Origin of the sequence: Bacillus sp. FSL E2-0195, assembly GCF_038003645.1 — a bacterium.
Classification (GTDB): Bacteria; Bacillota; Bacilli; order Bacillales; family Bacillaceae_G; genus Bacillus_A; species Bacillus_A mycoides.
Genome location: NZ_JBBOPN010000001.1, coordinates 928918 through 949414, shown reverse-complemented (window position 1 = coordinate 949414; position 20497 = coordinate 928918). Strand labels below are relative to the sequence as shown.

Sequence of the window (20497 nt, the reverse complement as noted above, 5' to 3'; positions counted from 1 at the left end):
TATATTTTATGTAGCCTTCATATTTGACCTTTTCTACGTTCTTTGAAGTGAAGATGTTCCAAATTACTTACTGAATATAGTCATACAGATTTTTCGCTAACAATAAACAAGTTACTGTAATGAAAAGAGCACGAACATACCCGCTTCCTTTTTTTATAGCAAATTTGGAGCCAACAATCCCTCCAGCAATTTGAGCAATCCCCATTATAAAACCATACGCATAGTTTACTTGCCCTACATACATAAATATCAACAATGCACCAACATTACTTCCTAAATTAAGAAGCTTCGCATTACCTGCTGCTTTTAAAAAATCATACCCAATAAATAAAAGAGCAAACATTAAAAACGAACCTGTGCCAGGACCTAGAAATCCATCATAAAAACCAATAGCAAAAACAAAAAAAGTAAAGATAATGACGTGTCGACCAGACAATTTTTTATGAGTGGAAATACTACCCCAATCCTTTTTGAATATCGTATAAATGGCAACCGCACCAAGCATGATCAGCATCAATGGCTTCAGTACTTCTGGGTTCATTAAATGAACGGTCCATGCCCCTATTATGGAACCTATGAAAGTGAGTGGAACTAATTTAAACGCCGATTTCAAATCAAGATTACCAGAACGATAAAACACAATATTACTAGTTGCACTTCCCATTGTCGACGCTAGTTTATTCGTAGCTACTGCACTTGCTGGATTCAGTCCTGTAAATAATAAAGCTGGTAAAGCAATGAGTCCTCCACCACCTACAACTGAATCAATAAATGCAGCTAAAAATCCAAAAGCAATCAAAATAATTAATACTGATGGGTCTAAATAAAAATCCATACTATTAATCTCCCCTTTAGTCACTATCTGAATAGTAACTAATAATTTGCTAAATGTAAACAGTTATTGTAACGTTGAAATATAAAAGCAAACATCGGAGGACGAAAAAAGTGGACTACATAGTGCAACAGCTTAAAAAAATTGGTTTTAATGAGTATGAAGCTAAATCTTATGTATCTCTTGTTAAACAGGGGCCTGTCACAGCCTACCAAGTGAGTAAGGATTCGGGTATCCCAAGAGCGCGAATTTATGAGATTTTGGGTAACCTTGTAGAAAAAGGAATTGTCATGAAGGAAGAAATAAATGACACCACTCGCTATTCACCTCTACCTGTTGAAATCTTTTTACAAAAGGCGCAATCAGAATGGCAGTCTACTTATGAAGGAATCAGTGATTCATTAAAAAAACTAGAAACTTTCGAGGAAAAAACGGATAATCGAGTGATTACTTTAAAAGACAATAAAACAATAATTAGCTACTGTCAGGCATTAATAAAAAAAGCTCAAAAACGTATTGTCATTTCAATGTGGGATGAGATGTATGAAGCGTTAAAAGAGGAACTATCTGAGGTAGCTGATAAAGTTACAGTACAAGGTATTACCCTGCATGTTGAAAATCCCATTAAAAATCTAGAAGCCCATCGTATAACACCTTATACAGAAACTCTGTCTACAGAACATTGGTTTATTTTATCGATAGATTCTAAAGAGATGATTTATGGACCATCACTTGAGGAGCGTAATATTGCTTTTTATACAGATGATCCCGTTCATATATACCTATTAGAGGATTATGTATGGCATGATGTTTTAGTGAATCGACTTGTACAACGTAGCCAAGATGATTTGGAGCAATGGATTACTACAGAGAGAAAATCCTTCTTTATGGAAAAATAAGAAACATATTCAAAGAATCAAAAAACAAAGCATAAGTTAATGAAATGGAACACTTATGCTTTATTTTATTTACAAAGTGATACTCCAGTCTTTTAACTATTTCCCCTCCACAAACCGCCCAAACTCCTTCAAGAACCTCAGCTTAAAACTCCCTACAGGCCCATTCCGATGCTTTGCCACATGGATTTCCATCATCTCTTTCTGCATCGTTTCCTTATCATAATAATCCTCACGATACATAAGCATAATGACATCCGCATCTTGCTCAATTTGTCCCGTCTCTCTTAAATCAGATAAAAGCGGACGCTTATCTTGACGTGATTCTACGGAACGAGACAATTGTGACAATGCTACTATACAAACATTTAAATCACGCGCTAACAACTTAAGCTTACGTGAAATTTCACTAATCTCCTGAAATCGATTGCCCTTATGCTTTGGATCGCCAGTAATAAGCTGCAAATAATCTACAATAACTAAAAGCTTTTTATCACCGTGCTTCCGCTTTAACTTACGAGTCTGCATCCAAATATCCTGCATTGTAACACCGGCTTTATCATAAATCTCAAGTGGTAACTCACCAATCTCCGCAAACGCCTTACTCACCTTTTCCCAGTCTTCTATCGTAAAACGATGCTTCGGATTTTTCAGCCTACCTCCTGACACTTCGCCCGCGCAAGACGCCATCCTTTTTAACAATTGCTTACTGCTCATCTCTAATGAAAACAGCCCAACTGCCGCTCCAGACTTCGCCGCATGTAGCCCAACATTTAACGCAAACGCAGTTTTCCCCATAGAAGGACGCGCTCCAAGAACAACAAAATCACCTTCCTGCAATCCGCACGTCATCTTATTTAACGATATATAACCAGTCTCAATACCAGTATTCTCTTTCGTATCTTGATGAAGCTCTTCATACAAACCAACTAAAGCATCCTTCAAATCAAACTCACATACATAGTCCTTTTCCTCTAACTCACAAAGCTCCGTAATCGTCTCACCAATAATTTTTTCATTCTTCTCCGCAATAAGACGATCTCCCATCTTGCGCCCAAGAACACCAGCCTGATACATTTTCCATGCACCTCGAACAAGCCCCTCATAATAAGAAAAGTTGGCAGTTGTAGGCACACCCTCTATTAATGCTATAAAATACTCCATCCCCCCGATATTCTCCAAAAAATTTGGATTCATCCTAGAAACGAGCGTCACAAGATCAATTGGTTGCCCTTCATCTTCAATTTTTCGCATTAACCGAAATATAGACTTATGCACCGGCATAGAAAAATAATGCTCCGTCAAACGGCACTCCTTAATAAGCTCTCCATCAATTAAAAGAGAACCTAACACCGTCTTTTCCGCCTCCACATTTTGAATACTCATGGACGCCACCCACGTTCCGCTAAAAACCGCTGCAGCTCTTCCTCTGACAGCGCATTCTTCTCCCACTCCTCGCACCTCGTCAAAAACTCCTCCGTCTCCCCAGTACTAACAGACGAATCCTTCTTCCTAAACTGAGTCGTATCCGCCTCAACCTCACACACTTTCGTAAATCCTTTCCCGTGCCAACCTCTCAAAATCCCCTTCACATAAGCAACCGTCCGCTTATTATTCTCAAACGCAATTTGAAGAGCCTTCAGCACAAGCTCCTCTGACAAATCTTCCATCCACGCACTCAGTTCCTCCACAGTATGAGGAGACAAACTACCAAAATGTTGCTCATAAAAAGAAAACACGCGACTTCCCGTCTCTTCCTCTATAACCTCTTCTTCCGCCTCTTCACAAACTGGATCTAGATCCACATCAACAGCCAAATCACTCGGCATACCGAAATGTGCTAAAAGCATCGGAACATTCAGCTCCTCCTCTACGCACTTCTGAAGAAACATATGTACAAACTCCTTATTCTTCACACCCTTCAGCTCACGAAGCACACACTTCTCCACATTCGTATTCGTCACAGGATTATAACGAAGCCAATTTAGAATAAATAACTCCCGAGTATCCGCATCATAAAGAATCTTCCCATAATCAATGAAGCGCTGCACCAACTTATCAACCGTCTCCCGATTATAACCAGTCTCCATCTCAGCTAACCGCTTCGGAAACGGAAAAATCCCGCACTGCGTCGTCTTCGAACAAGTTAACAAATACACATAAAAATACCGCTCCTCCGGCGTCAAATCCAAAACAAAATCATCCTGCCAAAAATTCACCTGCACATTACGATACACCGCCATCCCAATTCCTCCCATTCTCATTCAAAATGAAAAATTCCTCTTTGTACTATATATAGGAAGGAGGGGTGGGTTTTTGGCGTGTTATTTCAAAAATTTTTTGACTACTACTACGGTGTTTGTTGTTGTTTTTGTTTTGTTGTGTTTTTTCTTAGTGATTTATTACTTGGGAGGGGCTTTGTAGGGGTATGGGAGGGGCTAGTTATCGGTTACTTCGATTAAGAAGACTCGATTTTGGAAGCCGCCTCTTTCTTTTGCTTTCTTTTTACGGATTGTATTGATTTCTTCTAGTGTTGTGCCTTCGTATTCGGCTAGGGCGTTTATTAGTTCTAGCAGGTCGGATAGTTCTTCTAGTTTATGTTCTTTTGTGTCTGCCTCTAGATACTCGGTTAGTTCTTCTTGTGTTTTCTTGCAGATTTCTTTTATGTATTCGTCTTCAGGTAGAATTCTTGTTGTGGGTGTTTTTCCGTTAGCTTTTATTATTTGTGGGATTTTGTTTCGGATTAGTTTGTTGTAGGTTGGCATGTGGTTCCTCCGTTAGTTTTTCTTCTATTATAATGGAAAAGCAGTTTAACTAGGTGTTAAACTGCTTCATTGCTTCTTTTATATATTTTTCTTCTCCGGTTGTGAAGAGGGCTGGGAGTTCGGATAGTGGGAGGTTTGATTGTTTAATTATGTCCTCTATATCACTTTGAGATGTATCAAGATAGTTCGTTACCTCTTCTATTAAATTAAAAAATTCCTTCAAGGTAACTTGAACATCTTGATGACTCGGATCCTTCTCTTCTACCTTACACTTTTTCAACTTCCCTATCATATCCATAAATCGCCGATCAAATTTTTCTTTTAATTCCTTATTATCATAAAACGCTCGAACACTATCCGTTGAAAAGTGTTCCTCTAACCATTCTTTATTTTCTTTCTCCCATATGAAAGTTTGCAAAAACGAAGAAAACAAAGCGATATCCACGCGTTCTTCCTTTTGAAACTTCTTCGTCATCTCATCCATATGTGAAAGCACCTTCGCAATTCTTTCTTGCTCTACCAAAAGCACTTCCCTTTGAAAATGCATTTGTCTTAAAAATTCTTCTGTCTCTATATCACGCTGCAATATAATATTTTGAATTTCCCCAAGCGAAAACCCAAGATGCTTAAACGATTGAATTTGCTGCAGCACATACAAATCATCTGTCGTATATAACCGATGCCCACCCTCAGTATAATCGCTCGGCTTTAATAAATTAATTTTGTCATAATAACGAAGCGTCTGCACCGTAACATCCCCAACACTTGCAAACTCACTAATCATCCACGCCATATCATCACCTACTCCGCTAACTTCTCTTTCACATACTGAAGCATATAAGAAAAGCTCATCTCATTCCGCCTACAATATTGAAACAAACCTACAACAAGCAATACAAAAGGAACATTCCTTCTATAACGATGTTCATACTCACTAATACCGTCATAAAAGTACTCATACTTTCTTTTTCGTAAAATAATATAAATCGCAATAAACAACACTGCGGCCATAATAAAAATTCGCTTTCTCCTTATCTCCACTTCTTGTTTCATCACCTATTCTCCTTCCACTGCGTACTTATCTTCTTTAAATAACGGAATTCGAATGAAATAACGATATGGCTCGTCGCGTATTACTTTCCACGCAACCATGATCACTTGAACTACCTCAAGAGCAAACACAATCCAAAACAAAACATCACTAATACGCGAACTAATATTAAATAGAAGAAAAATTAACAAATGAAAGTTGAACGCCTTTCGGCAATGATATTTGTACACTTCATTTTTACGTGCCAGTGTAATGTACATGAGTAGTGGTGAAAAAATTCCTATTGCGGCTGATAGTAGTAACATGATGATGGTATTTCTTTTTTCTTTTGTGGTGGTTTTCATGATTGGTTTGGTCCCCCCTTTTTGATTTGTCTTCTTTAGGTTAGGGGGTGACGTTGGGGGAGGTGCAAGAGGATTATATAGATTAAATTTAGTAACACCAATATAAATAAAATATGACCTTTATCTTGACAGGGTGGAGGTCATCATTTTAATTTTACATCCACTTTATTTACAAATAAAAAGAAGAGCATATACCTCATATGCTCTTCTTCCCATAGCTAACAATACACTTTATCCAACTAATATTTATCTATAATATTTAAATGTTTCTCCACTTCACCTAAAATCATTAGTTCCATGCAAAAATAAATTTGGCCTTTATCCATGACTTAATCACCTTTGTATCTAAGTGCTATTCCTTAACATTTAGCACTTCTAAAACCTCCCTAAACAACACCGAACTCCTACCAACAACCAACTCCAAAGCAACCTCTTTAACTAGCCCATCTCTCCCCACCATAACAACCCCATTCTCATAATCAACCCAAATCTGAACGTCCTGCACATAATAACTCTTAACAGAAGATGCCTCATCTAAGTTGCAATGATCCAGCTCAACCTTAACTTGTTTCGTAAAACGACGTAACGTTTTCCAAAGACTTCGTTCTTCTTTTGATTTCATAAATAGTTCTGGAAGCTCTTGTACTTCTTTTAATAAAGATATAGTTGTTATTGTGTATGTTTGAATGCCATATCCTACTGGGCGGATGAGGTGGTCTAGTTTTTTCCATGGTTCTAGTTCGAAATGTACATATTCATCGTTTTGTTGCATTTGAATGTGTTTGATTTTGGCTACGTATTGAATGCCGCCTTTTTCTCCGTGCCATTTTTTCGGTGCATATAATGCTATGTACTTCGCTTCTTGCCATCCTGGTTTTAACCGCGTGACCGGTAGCTGATATAGGCCTTCTTTCCTATATGTTTCATAGTCACTTTCAGTTTTCACGCTGCCCACTAATACTTTTTCTTCTAGTGAGGAGTGCCATTCTTCTTTTGTTCCTCTTGGAAGAATGCCTTCTCTTATTATTTCTTCTGGGCTCTTTTCAATGAGATGGTCTAAAAATTGTTCGACTAGTCTTGTTGCGTTTGGTAAGAACGGGAAGCCACCGATATTTACTTTTTCTATACTTTTATAAAATGGATGGTTCTCGTATGCTTCCTCTTGGTTCCACGGAAATAGTACGTACGCTCCGTAAGCTGTTCGTTCAAATGGTCCTTCTTGTTCTACTACTAGTGCATCTCTGTAACGATGCATTGTATTAATGTCTTCTTCCATTGGACCAGGGGTGCCATACTTCCTTTTATAATGAGAGCTTTCAGCAAAATCAATTCGATATTTCGCATCAAAAATGTATTGGTATTGATAGCTCTTTCCCTTTTTCTCAATAGCGAGCATCGTATCTGGTTTTTGTGTAACTGTTGGCAGTCCGCTGTTTCTTTTCTGGAAGTAAAGTTCTATTACTTCATCTGTGACTGGATGTTTAAACGTTCTTTTTGCGGTTTTACTTTCATCAAGCGTTACGTATAAACCGTCTTGTTTAACTTGAATAACATCTTGATGGAGCGGTGTATACTTTTTCGATAGAATTTGTCCGAGTTTTAAATATGTCCAGTATTCGTATAATCTAGCGACATCTTTTACCGACATTTTAAAAATTTGTCCTCTTAATGTTAAACCGCGCGATAGCATCAAGAAGATTTGATACGCATCTCTATAGCCTGCCGCCATTTGGATAACGAGTGAAAAGACTGAGCGATCCAATTTTCCGATTCCTCTCCAAAATGGATCGTTCAATTCATTTTTCATTCGATACTTCATATTCTTTACACGTTCTAGCAAATCTTCATCAGTTACACCACGTGTATATCTAGACTTTGGCTCTAGCGCCTTAAGTAAATCATCTATTTTATGTACGACTCTTTGAATCATCCATTTAACAAATCGATTTTCCAGCGTATCATAAGACACTTCCTTATAAGCTGTAATGCCTTTAGTTGGTATACTGTTTTCTCCTTGCAGCAGGTGCGGTCGTTTTCGCAAATAGTTCATTCCGACAGAATCCAATTTACGAATTTTTTCTCCTCGTACAAGTTGATGCCTAGTCATAAGCGTATGATGCGGTTGCCGTTTAATGTGAGAGATTGACTTCATAAAACGCTCAAAGGAATCGTTTAAAATACGATAGAACTCACTCTTCGATGGATTTGTAGCGTAAATTGCAGATGCTCCTAAGTAAGTTCTTTTCAGTAAATGAAACGCTAAATTATAAATTTCATCATTTACTTCATCTAATAAAGCTCTATAATCATCCTTATAATCAAGTTTTGACGGGAAAACTTCAAATGTAACTGTTAGTAAAGTTTCTTTATCATCTTTAATTTCAAACGTTGTATTTCCTACTTCATTTGGAAACGAAAGATTTCCCATTAACACATGAAGTGAACCCATTTGAATAGAACTAACTTGTTTTCGAAAACCCGGATGTTCATGATAAAAAGAAAACTGCCTATTATTTTTCGGAACAACAACAAGTTGATAACTTCTATTCTCAAAAAAGATTGGCGGATGTTCGTTCCATTCATCCAATTTCTTCAATCTCGCATCAAATACAGAAACGGATTCCGCCTTCCCATCTACATGAAAATACATCATTTCATCTGCGTTCATAGCTTGATATTCTTTTAAACTCTCGTATTTTTCATGATAAGGATTTCCTTTAATCGTCAATGATAGCTCCTCTGTTTCAATCTTAACTATCTCTATTTCATTATTAGATCCAGAAAGAGGTGAAACCATCATACTCGAACCTCCTTAACATATGAGACAGCTTGTTAGCTGAACGAGGATACTTAGCATATGAAGCATCGTTATTGCCGCTATCATATTCTTCATTTGCACATAATACATACAACTGCTTTAATATCTCTTCTGTTCTTCCATCACTACCTGCAAGACGCGGTAAAATCTTTTGATATATTTGATAATCAAGTGCTTCATCGAACGACAATAACTTTCCTTGTTCGTTGTATGCCATATAGAAACAAATTTCATCTCGTATACGATACCCAACTTGAGCCCCAACTGATTCAAGTGTTTTATTTATTTCTATTAAAGTAGTTGATATATTCCTCACAAGATCTTCGTTTTCTTTAAAACAATCTTTTAGATGAAGATACTCGGCTGCTAAGGAGCGATTCGAAGCAATTTCAGCTTCCTTCTCTTCTACATCCATTAAGAAATTAAAATAATCTAAGCTAACGGTATTAAATTCAATTGTATTCGCACGATCTAATACTTTCTTACTTAACGGATGTGTCGTTTCATCCATATTTACAGTTCCGATAATATATACATTTGACGGAATCGTAATATGCTTATTCGTAATTGACTCTGGAAGAACAGGTGACGTAACAATTTTTCCATCTTTCCATTTACGACTTTCAATTACACTTAAAAAATCACTAAAGTAGTATTCCACTCGAGCCAAGTTCATCTCGTCCAACACTACAAAATACGGTCTATTTGGATTTGCATCTGCGGCTTCAAGAACTTTAATTAACGGTCTTTCTTGAAACTCCCCTTGAAGGTTCACATAACCAAGTAAATCAGAGCTATCACTCCAATCAGGTCGAACCGGAATAAGCGTAAATTGTCCATTCTCTTCCATAGCTCCTAAACTCTCCGCAAACCACTGAACAATTTTCGTTTTCCCTGTACCCGAAATGCCTGATAAAATCACAAACGGCTTCGTCTTTAATGAAAGGAAGAAATTAATAAGATCCTTTTTCTCATAATAGAAACCTTTACTTTGAATATAAGAAGACACATGATCGATAATTGATTGCTGATCTAAATATACTTCTTTCCTCTCATAGATCATTTCATATTTCGTTCCTTCCTCTTTGTAAGCAATAAATCCCTCATAATAACGAAGCATTTCTTCCAAGTCTTCAACTAATTCTGATTCGCTTGGCATTTTATTAACATCATACGCAATATAAGCCGCTGTTGAATTCGCATATCCTTTCGCTTTCGGACTTGTCCCTAGGAAGATCTCATCATCTTTTTTCACCTTTTGTGACATTTGTATTTGCTCTCGAATCTCTTCTTTAATTTTATCCAATTCATCTTTATCCGTTTTAGTTACCCCTTGTGCTATCGTTAAATATAATCGCTCCATATCTTCACTAAATAAATAAACGATATAATAACCACTCTGCGTAGATTTCGTAATGTCTTTATTCATGATCGCAAGCCATGGAACAGCAGCCCAATTTCCTTGTCCAATTGATCCTGTGACAACATACTGATTATGATCAATAAATGGCAACCTCGTTATTTCCGTTGTCATCTCATTCCTAACAACCGATCCCATTTTATGACCCGCAAATCTTTCTGTTCTTGCCTGTAAATACTCATTCATAACCGTTAAAAACTTTTCACGTAAATTACTGTTCATGCTACCGCCCTTTTCCCCATCATCTTTTTCATATTGTTCAATAGGAATCCATTCATCATTAATTACTCCTACTTTTTCAAGCCAATCTAGTAAATTATTCGTACGCCGCTTCGCTACCGATTCGACCATCAAATTATCCCCTAATGAATTTCGGACAATCGTCATTCCAAAATCAACTAGAGCTTCTTTCTTTTCATCCTTTGAATGCTTCTCTAACAATCCAAGAACGAATAAAACATGACGGAAATATTCTTGTTTCAAAACTAGCTGTGCCATGTAGTTTTTCTTATCTTCCGATTGAACATATTCGCTTAATAGCAGCTGATTCATTTCATGAGATTCATTCAAAAAGCCCAACAACCTTAGATCTTGACGTGCGCGAGACTTCCTACTATATAAATTTTCATCCATTTGTTCACGTAACGTACTTGGATTATATGTACCATTCATGATCTCTTCTAAAAAGAGCATGACTTTATCATATTTTTCACTTGGTAGGTTATCAGTTTGGGCTTCTTTAAATGTAATAGCTCCTGCTCCCATTACATCCACAAATGGAAACTGTGAAAAGAAAGCTACCATGAAAGTATTACATTCACTCGCTTGTCCAAAATCTTCACTCTTTACTGTACGCATAGCGATAAATTTTCTCCAAGCAACCTTAAGAATTTCAAAACTCGCTTTAAAATAAGATGGTGCTTCCTCATCATATTGCTCACGTGAAAATTTAGCTTCAACGTATAATCCTTCATCATCTTTATTTATAACCAAATAAGTTTTATCACCATTTATATCTTCAACCTGCTTCGTTAATTTAGCCAATTCAATTATGAGTTGCTCTAACATTTTCATCCTCCACCGTTACAATTACTACTATTTTACCAAACTATGTATAAAAGAAAAATCATACAATATGATGTATGATTTTCTACTCTATTATTTAAAATACTTCTGATAATCCTCTTCATTTTTAAATTCAATCGGTCCGACATCCATTCGAAACTTCCCGTTCTCGTACAAGAGTGGTGAAGCCTCTGAATGGTCTTTTGAGTAGCTTTCTACATGTGAAATTTTCATCTCATTTGAATTCGTGAAATCAATATGAGCAATACACACCCAATAAGCATGGTCATTTATTTCTAATAACGGTGCTGTTACAACGCTTCCCATATGATTATCGACAACAGCTTTAGCCTTCATAGAATAGAAACTACCTATTCCATTTCCGACAGCACTATATGCAGCAAATAAAACATATTTTAAAGCTTCTGATCGGTAAATACGAATTGTTTCTTTTCCTGGCTCTTGTGAATCACCGTCCAACACAATGTACGGCGACACTTTAGACGAACCGAGATTTTTATAATAAATCTTTCCTATCTCTCCATTAGTCGTTACGTAAAAACAATATAAGTCTAAATCTTTATTTGTTTCCCACTCTAAAGTAGCAGTTACCATTTTAGATTTTTGTATATTTATAGATTGTTTTTTCTTCAATTCAACCTTCACTACATTAATAGTTTTTTGTACTTGAGGTGGAGTAGGAACTATTTTCTTCTCTACAGGAGGAGCAGTTTGTTTTTCATCATCTGCGATTTCTATCCCAAAATTTTCACATAATTCAGCTAACCCACCAAAATAGCCAGCTCCAATAGGATTGAATTTCCATCCTCCCCCATGTCGATACAGCTCTCCAACAATAATGGCACTCTCATCTGTAAATGGATGTGTGATAGGAAAATGAATAATTTCTAATCCTGATTGTGCGTTGCTTATTTTTAATTGAATATGTGAAACATCTCGTAGCGCCTGTTTCTTCTCTTCGGCATTATGAATTGTAATCGAAAATACAATCTTTTGTACGTCATCTTTTATATGAGTAAAATCTATCGAAAATCTTTGTTTATTTCCATTTGTTTCATTTTGGTCCAATTGAACAGATCGACAACTAGAATAAGGTTGTCCATAGAAAACGAAATCTTCTTCTTTAGTAATTTTCCCATTAAAACCTACTAAAAAAGCTGATGCATCTACATCCATATTCATCGGGGCATCCCAAGTTAAATCTACCAGTACTCCTCTAATCCCCGGATGATTCTTTGTGACGTCTATCTTTTGTCCCCTTACTAAAGTATGTATCATCATAATTCCCCCGTCCTACACCTTTAATGTTTTAACATTCAGTTCAATTATACTCCTCTTTAGATTTTCAAGGGTACCCTCAAGATATTTCGTTCCTTAATACTTGTCCAAAGGAAGGTTTATCATAACTTCCAGCATGAATGTATAAATGCTCAGATGATCTTGTCATGCCTACATATAATAGCTTACGTAGTTTAATATCATTTTGTTCGAGCTGCATTCTCTCAAACTTGTCTACATCAACTAAAAATACAATTGGTGCCTCAAGACCTTTTGATGAATGATATGTCGTTATAATTAAATGTCCTTCAGTAATATTTTTTGTAACTTTTACTTTTTGACGTATCTCATAATTTAATTTCATCTGTATACTCTCACAATCTTTTCGCTCTCTACACAAAATTAATATATCTTCTGGCTTATAGCCCTTGCGCTTAATAAGTTCGTAAACTCTATTACTAATATCTTCATATGATCCTTCAATAAAACTAACTCCATCTTTCATTTCATTCTCAAAAGATAGCTCACTCATTGGGCAATAAAATTTATTTACCTCCTCTTCCAATTTCTTTTCTTGCTTCAAGAAATTAAGGGCTAAATCTATATGTTGACTACCGGCACGATATGATTTCTTTAGTAAAGAACTTCGTCCACGCATATCAATACCTAAGCTCTTCCAACTATGATCCGAGTTATTATAAATGCTCTGTAGTCTATCTCCTGCTAAAAATAAATTTATCCCAGTAACAGTTTCCTTTTGATTATTAACATACATATGCTCTTTACAAGACTTCACACACAATCGAATCCAATCATCTAGAAAGTCTTGATATTCATCCACTAAAACGGCATCATATGACGCTTGCGCTCGCTGTATAGCAATTTCGGGCAACTCTTCATTCCACCATTTCACATTAGATTTCTTTGGTACACATATACTCGCTGTATCTAGCGCAAATTTATGAAAAGTGCTAACATCTATATTCTCCAAGCGCACATTCATAAAGGCAAGATCAGCTGCTAAAGAATTCAATTTATTTTCAATTTTTGTTTGTAACGACTTATTATACGTTAATATCTTTATTTTCCATTCTGGATGTTCACGTACCAGATGAATCGCACGAGCTAGCAATAAAACTGTTTTTCCACTACCCGGAACCCCAGTTACCATATAATGGCCATACGGTACACGTTTTGCAAAACGTTCTTGCTCTGCATCTAGTGCGGTAATTAATTCTTTTGTACTGATTTGATTATCACTGCAACTAACTTTAATTTCCGGGAATAATAGAGTTCGTATTGCAATAATTTCATCTTCTTCTACGAAACTAAATTCATTTTTGAATAATTGATTTATATTTACTTTACTTAACATGTCAGATGAAATATACTGCGCTGGTGGCTGATTAAATACTTGCTCTAATCCACTATCTTCAATCTTATTAGAATGAAGATATGGAAATATAACATTAGTATGTAATTTAAACTTTAATTCGTTCCCTTCACTTTTTAAAATATCTTGCAACCTAAATAACCTCTGTGCTGCAGTATGGTATAAGTTAGCTTTACAAAATGGATTATCTACCTGTTTTCCATCTGCTAAATCTACCTTTCTTCTATCCGCTCTACTAATATAAGAAAGTTCCCAATCTTTCACTTCAAAGATTGTTACACCTCTTTGTGAATCAATTAAAATAAAATCAGGTTCTAAATGTCTAAGTCTTGGCTGAATATATAAATACGCTTCTCTCTGCACATCTTTATATAAAGACCGAACCTTTTCAAGCACTTTTCTCTCACCTGGAGTCAAGCTTGGCAAATCATTCGGTATAATGTGTAAACCCACAAGAATCCCCTCTTTTTTTCATATTATGAACATTGTATGTTTATAGGAACCTAATATAAATATATACAAATAATCAATGTTAAAAACTAAAATCTTATCACAATTTCTCTTTTACTATTAAAAATATTATTACACGCTATTATCATTTTAAATTATATACTAAAATATAAGTTTTCTGGATTATTTTTCTATTCCCAAAACAAAAAGACACTTTTCATAGTGTCTTTTCCATAAGTCTAGGACCTTTTATATCCCTAATTTCTCTTTTCTCTTTTCCCTTGATTAATTAGCTTAATAAGTTTCTCTCGATTAATTAATACAACCCGATTCACTTTAGCAAGTTTGTATGCAGCGGCTGTAAATTCACTATTTGTAACAACCCATGTTTCATTAGCTTTATAAAATTCTTTTGCACCAACAATCTCCTGGACAGATTTAATTCCAACGTTATTTTTATAGCGTTTTGCCTGTACAATAATTCTTTTATCATTTTTTCTCAAAATTAAATCTGCACCAAAATCGTTAGACGCTTTAGTAACCTCTGTTTTATAACCCAAAGCCTGAAATAGACTTCCTAAATATTTTTCAAACTGGTGTCCGCTCATTTTATCAATATCATAAATTCCTGATTGCCGAAATTCTCGTAGTTTTTTTACATTCACATACATATATAATAATATGATTGCTGCTGATAGCATTACTATCGGTACTAAAAATTCTGGTTTCCACAACACTCCAAAAAACGTCATAACTAGTAAAGATCCCAATATTGATTCATCTTGCTTCTTCTTTCGCTTAGCCATCTTAACTCCTTTTCACTCATAAACCATAATAATTACTTTAATAACCTATATAAAATATCCCACCTAAAATAACTAATGCTATAGCACCTTTAATAATAGGTAGCATATCATCTGGTATATAAGATCTAATAATTACTAGCAAGGTACATACAACAAATATGAAACCAAGGAGTATCCACCCGTCCCAAAGTACTTCTTTTAGTGATTCTGGCAACTCTACATTATTAACATCCATTTTATTTCCCTTCCTATCTTAACTTATAAAATTATAATAACGTATTATTTTTATAAAAGGAAATGTTTATATTAAGACATTTTCAACTACATAATCCATGCTTAAACTTTTAAATACACATGCTAAGAATGATATAGATATTTTATAAGTACAAAGTACCAAAATTACTTATCTCCTCTATCTCCACCAACTATCTCTCCATACCATCCATAACTCTCCTCAAGAAACAACCTAGTCTCCCCACTATCCTTATAAAAATCCTCCCAACCCCTCTCCCTCAAAATCCCCTTCCAACTATCACTCTCCACCATTCTTTTAATAACACCATCCCAATAAGCAACCTCTTCCTCTGTCATATCTTTCGGGCCCATAATTCCTTTCCAGTGCTGGAATATGACGTTGATTCCTTGTTCTTTCCACGTTGGGATTTCTGGTAGTCGGTCTAGTCGTTTTGGTGCGGATACGGCTAGTATTTTTATTTTGCCGGCTTTGTATTGTTTTTCGGCTTCGGATAGGGTCATTGTTGCGGCGTTGATTTGTTTGTTCGTTAGAGCGTTTATGATTTTTTCTTTGTTTTCGTAGACGAAGAATTGTAGTTCGGCTGGGTTTATGCCGAATGCTTTGCTTACTTGTACGAAGGATAAGTGATCGTCGTTTCCTAGGCCTGGGGCAACGCCGATTTTGAAGTTTTTCTTGTCTTGTTTTAGTTGTTCCATTAGTTCGTTTGCGTTTTCTATGTTTGAGTCTTTTGAGACGGCAACGACTTCCCAGTCTGATGCTAGCGTTGCGAGCGGTGTGAAGTCTTTATATGTTAGTTTACTGTGGCCTAGTAGGTTGTTCGTTATGAGTAAGCTTGAGTTAATCGCCAGTACGTGACCACCTTTTTGTTTCGTATATTTCCATCCGACATCACCGCTGCCGCCTATTTTGTTTGTGACAGTGATTGGTTTTGTGAAGATTTTCTCTTCTGTCAGTGTTTTCTGCATCGCCCGTGCCGTTAAGTCCCATCCCGCTCCTTGAACGTTTGGTGCAACGATTTCTACTTTGTCTATGTTTACTGTATTCGTTTGAGATTTTTCTGAAGAACAACCAGCTAGTACTCCTGTTATGATCCATATACATAGTAATAATCGTTTTTTCATAGCCCTCGTCCTATTCGATACTTTCGTTCTGGTCGTCCGATAATGCCATATGTGTATTCTACTGTGCATTCGTTTGTCGCTACTAAGTATTCTAAATATCTTCTTGCGGTTGTTCTGGAAGCCCCCATTTGTTCTCCCATTTCTTCTATTGTAATTCCCTCTTCGAATCCTTTTATAATTCCTTTCACTTTTTGCAGTGTTAGTGGATCAACACCTGTCGGTAAGTTTTTCATGTCTTGTATTTGCGAAGTGCCGAAAAAATTATCGATTAGTGCTTGATTTACTTCATTGTTACTATGTAACAGTTGCTTCTTTCTTTTATAGTCTTCAATTGTGCGAACAAATTTATCTAACGTGACTGGTTTTATAAGGTAGTTGCTTACGCCATTTCGAATTGCTTTTTCTAACATATGGTTTTCATTTGCCGCAGTAACCATAATAACGTCAACGTTTGGAAAGTCAGCATGGATTTTCGACAATAAGTCTGTGCCGATCCCGTCTGGTAAATAATTATCTAATAGAAGTAAATCGATTTCTTCCTTTTGTAGTAGTTCCATCGTTTCTTTTGCGTTCAATGCTTTTCCGATCACTTTTACATCTTTTATTTTTGATAAAAACTCTTCTTGAATTTGCGCGACGCGGAAATCATCTTCTGCAATTGCAACCTTCAACATATGCCCATCCCCCTGTTTGTCATATACTTTCTTTCAATGTTTTCGGAAGGTAAATTGTAAAAATAGCTCCCCCATTTTTCTCGTTTTGAATTTCAATTGTTCCTCCTAGTAAATCTACCATTTCTTTCACGTTTGCTAGTCCGTAACCACGATCATTTCCTTTCGTTGAAAACCCTTTTTGAAAAATGGTCGTGATTTTTTCTGCCGGTATCCCTGCTCCACTATCTATCACTTCAAACACAATGTCGTGTCCAATATCCGTAACAAAAAATGAAACATTCTTCTCCCCTCTTTCACTCACCGCATCAAACGCATTGTCGATTATGTTTCCAAGGATCGTAATAAGGTGCGAAACTTTTATATGTTCTGGTAACGGTTGAAGCGCACTATCTCCTTCAATATGAAAATCAATTTTCTTCTCAGATGCTGTTCCGATTTTTCCTAATAAAATAGCTTGTACTTTCGCATCATGAATTTGATGGAATAAAATATGGTTTTGGCTTTGATGAATATTAGATTCTTGTTGAATAAATTCAATCGCTTCTTTGTAGTGCCCTAACTGGAGTAATCCTGATAAGACGAAAAGTTTATTTGTAAATTCATGTGTTTGAGCGCGTAAATCCTCAGAATACTTTCTTACCTCAGATATCGTATTCACTAAGTTTTGCAGTTCTGTTTTATCTCTAAAACTACATACAATACCTACCGTACTGTTATTTTCGAGTACCGGTGTCCTATTTAAAATAAACACTTTATCTTGAAACGCGATTTCTTGATCGCTTTCTAACACTCTCTCCATATTAAATTCCGGTAAAACTTTTGAAATGTGCTGCTGCATATAGTCATCACTTACATGCAACATTTCTTCTGCCGAAGTGTTCATCATAGTAATAAAACCGTTTTGATCAATAGCGATGATTCCTTCTTTTATGGATAGTAGTATCGCACTTCGTTCCCGGTATAACGCTGCAATTTCATTCGGTTCTAAACCGAGTGTATCTTTACGAATGCTACGTGCTAGAAGAATGCCGCCAACACTGCCAGCTAGTAATACAGCTAAGGAAAAGAGTATAATTTCTTTCGTTCTGCTCAGTATGTTAGATTCGATACCTTTTATTGAAAACTCTACTGTCACAACACCTACTACTTGATCGTAGTCTCCGTTATGAACAATAATGGGTGCCTTCGCCATTAAAGCAGGACCACTTTCCCCATTTCCTTCGAGCGTATAATAGCCACCAAAAGTGAGTGCTTCATAGTTATATGGATTGTTACTCTTTGTACCAATCAACCCCGAATTAGAATGGGAATACATCACCCCAAAGCGATCTTCTATAATGACATAATCTGCACCAGCTTGCTCACGAACTTGTTCCGCAATGGATTGAATAGTACTTTTATGCTCGTTGTATTGAAAAGCATCTTTTATAGCTGGCATAAAAGACAAAGATTTAGCCGTTTGCAGTGCTAGCTGCTCTACTTGGCGCTTCGTATCAACGGACTGAATGTAAACGAATATTCCCGCTAATAGGAGAACGACAAATAAAATTAATGTAATAATTAAGCCTAATATTTTCGTTTGTAACGACAATTTTCGTGATTTTTTCATACTCCATATCCTTTGATAAAATATTCAAAACTATCAATCTCCTTTTTCTATTATTATGACAAAACTGAAAATGAATCAACTATTAAAAATAACCATGTACATAAAGTACAAAAAGAATAAAAGTGTCACAATATTGAGATTTTATTCTTTAGACAGTACAATTCAACTACAATGAACGCGCTTTCATAATTATCATTTTATTTATAAGCAAGAGGAGGAATTAGTATGGCTCAAGCAAAATCTAATCGAGTCGCCGGCAATATCTTCAAAGGTTCCGTCGGCAATTTAATTGAATGGTATGACTGGTACGTTTACTCTGCTTTCGCTGTTTACTTCTCAGCAGAGTTCTTTCCTAAAGGAGATCCAACGAGTCAGTTACTGAACACAGCAGCTATTTTCGCAGTTGGATTTTTAATGCGCCCTATCGGAAGTTTATTAATGGGACGTTATGCGGATCGGCACGGACGCCGGGCAGCATTAACGCTTTCGATTACGGTTATGGCCGGTGGTTCTTTAATTATCGCCTGTACACCTAGTTACGAAAGCATCGGTATTATGGCACCAATTATTTTAGTTCTTGCCCGTTTACTGCAAGGATTATCACTCGGCGGAGAGTACGGAACTTCCGCAACATATTTATCTGAGATGGCTAGTAGTGGACGCCGTGGTTTTTATTCAAGTTTTCAATATGTAACGCTCGTTGCTGGACAGATGGTTGCGTTAGGTGTTCAAATTGTTCTTCAGCAATTACTAAGCGAACCAGATATGAAAGCTTGGGGATGGCGTATTCCATTCATTATTGGTGCGATGGGAGCAGTAGCTGTATTATGGCTTCGACGTACAATGGATGAATCGGAGCAGTTCTCAAATATGGAATCAAAAAACCGCGAAAGCGCAGGAACCGTTCGCGCTCTTATGAAACACCCGAAAGCAGTATTAACAGTAGTCGGCCTAACACTAGGAGGCACTGTTGCATTCTATACGTACACAACATATTTACAAAAATTCATGGTAAACACAGTCGGTCTTCCGAAAGAAGTTGTAAGCTGGATTAACTTTGCCGCACTACTTATATTCGTTGTACTTCAACCAATTGCAGGGCTATTATCCGATAAAATTGGACGCCGCCCACTATTAATGGCTTTCGGTATTCTCGGAACGTTACTAACAGCACCAATCTTCTTCTTCATGGAAAAAACGACAGAACCAATGATAGCATTTTTACTCATGATGGTCGGCCTCATTATCGTTACTGGTTACACTTCCATTAACGCAATTGTAAAAGCCGAACTCTTCCCAACTGAAATTCGCGCACTTGGCGTAGGTTTACCGTATGCACTAACCGTTGCGATATTTGGCGGAACAGCCGAGTTCATCGCATTATGGCTAAAGAGTATCGGAATGGAATCACTATTCTACTTCTACGTAGCTGGATGTATCGCGATAAGCTTTATTACGTATTGGCGTATGGATGAGTCATCGAAGACTTCGCAGATTGAGGCGGAGCTTGGTGGTGGAGATAAACTAGCTAATAATAAATCTAGTTAAAATTACGTATTCTATGTTCTTCGTTTACCCGAACTCGATTTGCTTTATTTAAAAAAGCATAATTCATTAATATACAATTTAAAAACCTCTACTTATATGTAGAGGTTTTTGTATGACGAAAAAACACATAGTTCCATTGTTATTTTACAA

At 36.4% G+C, this 20497-nt stretch carries 18 protein-coding genes; 2 read left to right on the top strand and 16 right to left on the bottom strand.

What is annotated here, in order from left to right:
• Positions 1 to 67 precede the first annotated feature (67 nt).
• Positions 68 to 835: a TSUP family transporter gene (locus MHH59_RS04820; protein WP_000348421.1), complete on the bottom strand. Its 768-nt coding sequence runs from the start codon at positions 833 to 835 to the stop codon at positions 68 to 70.
• A gap of 110 nt (positions 836 to 945) precedes the next feature.
• Here MHH59_RS04820 and MHH59_RS04815 point away from each other — a divergent pair, with 110 nt between their 5' ends.
• Positions 946 to 1731: a TrmB family transcriptional regulator gene (locus MHH59_RS04815; protein ID WP_002166243.1), complete on the top strand. Its 786-nt coding sequence runs from the start codon at positions 946 to 948 to the stop codon at positions 1729 to 1731.
• A 96-nt stretch (positions 1732 to 1827) separates the two neighbouring features.
• On the opposite strand, the gene dnaB is transcribed toward MHH59_RS04815, so the two are convergent.
• The 15 genes from dnaB to MHH59_RS04740 form a co-directional block, all read right to left on the bottom strand.
• Complete coding sequence (dnaB, locus tag MHH59_RS04810) at positions 1828 to 3114, bottom strand: replicative DNA helicase (protein ID WP_215598994.1); 1287 nt, start codon at positions 3112 to 3114, stop codon at positions 1828 to 1830.
• Complete coding sequence (locus MHH59_RS04805) at positions 3111 to 3971, bottom strand: DnaD domain-containing protein (protein WP_201055667.1); 861 nt, start codon at positions 3969 to 3971, stop codon at positions 3111 to 3113. The genes dnaB and MHH59_RS04805 overlap by 4 nt, the downstream gene beginning before the upstream one ends.
• Positions 3972 to 4166: 195 nt before the next feature.
• Positions 4167 to 4493 carry a nucleoside triphosphate pyrophosphohydrolase gene (locus MHH59_RS04800; RefSeq protein WP_078206484.1) on the bottom strand — a complete coding sequence of 109 codons (327 nt, stop codon included), beginning with the start codon at positions 4491 to 4493 and terminating at the stop codon, positions 4167 to 4169.
• A gap of 49 nt (positions 4494 to 4542) precedes the next feature.
• On the bottom strand, positions 4543 to 5286 hold the full coding sequence (locus tag MHH59_RS04795) for a MerR family transcriptional regulator (RefSeq protein WP_215598995.1): 744 nt from the start codon (positions 5284 to 5286) through the stop codon (positions 4543 to 4545).
• An 8-nt stretch (positions 5287 to 5294) separates the two neighbouring features.
• Positions 5295 to 5546: a hypothetical protein gene (locus MHH59_RS04790; protein ID WP_016126636.1), complete on the bottom strand. Its 252-nt coding sequence runs from the start codon at positions 5544 to 5546 to the stop codon at positions 5295 to 5297.
• A 3-nt stretch (positions 5547 to 5549) separates the two neighbouring features.
• The gene (locus tag MHH59_RS04785) at positions 5550 to 5888 is read right to left on the bottom strand and encodes a DUF4870 domain-containing protein (RefSeq protein ID WP_016126635.1); all 339 of its coding nucleotides are present in this window, start codon (positions 5886 to 5888) and stop codon (positions 5550 to 5552) included.
• Positions 5889 to 6240: 352 nt separating this feature from the next.
• The gene (locus tag MHH59_RS04780) at positions 6241 to 8685 is read right to left on the bottom strand and encodes a restriction endonuclease-like protein (RefSeq protein ID WP_201057133.1); all 2445 of its coding nucleotides are present in this window, start codon (positions 8683 to 8685) and stop codon (positions 6241 to 6243) included.
• Positions 8660 to 11194 (bottom strand): MrcB family domain-containing protein, encoded by a 2535-nt coding sequence (locus MHH59_RS04775; RefSeq protein WP_201055663.1) that lies wholly within the window; start codon positions 11192 to 11194, stop codon positions 8660 to 8662. Before MHH59_RS04775 ends, MHH59_RS04780 begins: the two co-directional genes overlap by 26 nt.
• Before the next feature lie 90 nt (positions 11195 to 11284).
• Positions 11285 to 12490, bottom strand: a complete 1206-nt coding sequence (locus MHH59_RS04770) for a TerD family protein (RefSeq protein ID WP_201055661.1) — start codon at positions 12488 to 12490, stop codon at positions 11285 to 11287.
• 79 nt (positions 12491 to 12569) lie between these two features.
• Positions 12570 to 14336, bottom strand: a complete 1767-nt coding sequence (locus MHH59_RS04765) for a UvrD-helicase domain-containing protein (protein ID WP_215577425.1) — start codon at positions 14334 to 14336, stop codon at positions 12570 to 12572.
• Positions 14337 to 14590: 254 nt separating this feature from the next.
• Entirely contained in the window at positions 14591 to 15139 is a 549-nt protein-coding gene (locus MHH59_RS04760; RefSeq protein WP_064473746.1) for a restriction endonuclease, read from the bottom strand.
• Positions 15140 to 15176: 37 nt separating this feature from the next.
• Positions 15177 to 15374, bottom strand: coding sequence for a hypothetical protein (locus tag MHH59_RS04755; RefSeq protein WP_201055653.1), 198 nt, complete (start codon positions 15372 to 15374; stop codon positions 15177 to 15179).
• Between the two features lie 164 nt (positions 15375 to 15538).
• Complete coding sequence (locus MHH59_RS04750; RefSeq protein WP_201055651.1) at positions 15539 to 16516, bottom strand: tripartite tricarboxylate transporter substrate binding protein; 978 nt, start codon at positions 16514 to 16516, stop codon at positions 15539 to 15541.
• Positions 16513 to 17190 carry a response regulator gene (locus tag MHH59_RS04745; protein WP_098102542.1) on the bottom strand — a complete coding sequence of 226 codons (678 nt, stop codon included), beginning with the start codon at positions 17188 to 17190 and terminating at the stop codon, positions 16513 to 16515. The genes MHH59_RS04750 and MHH59_RS04745 overlap by 4 nt, the downstream gene beginning before the upstream one ends.
• Before the next feature lie 19 nt (positions 17191 to 17209).
• Positions 17210 to 18799: an ATP-binding protein gene (locus MHH59_RS04740; protein WP_098168896.1), complete on the bottom strand. Its 1590-nt coding sequence runs from the start codon at positions 18797 to 18799 to the stop codon at positions 17210 to 17212.
• Between the two features lie 225 nt (positions 18800 to 19024).
• On the opposite strand from MHH59_RS04740, the gene MHH59_RS04735 reads away from it, so the two are divergent.
• The gene (locus MHH59_RS04735; protein WP_098633287.1) at positions 19025 to 20347 is read left to right on the top strand and encodes an MFS transporter; all 1323 of its coding nucleotides are present in this window, start codon (positions 19025 to 19027) and stop codon (positions 20345 to 20347) included.
• Positions 20348 to 20497 lie beyond the last annotated feature (150 nt).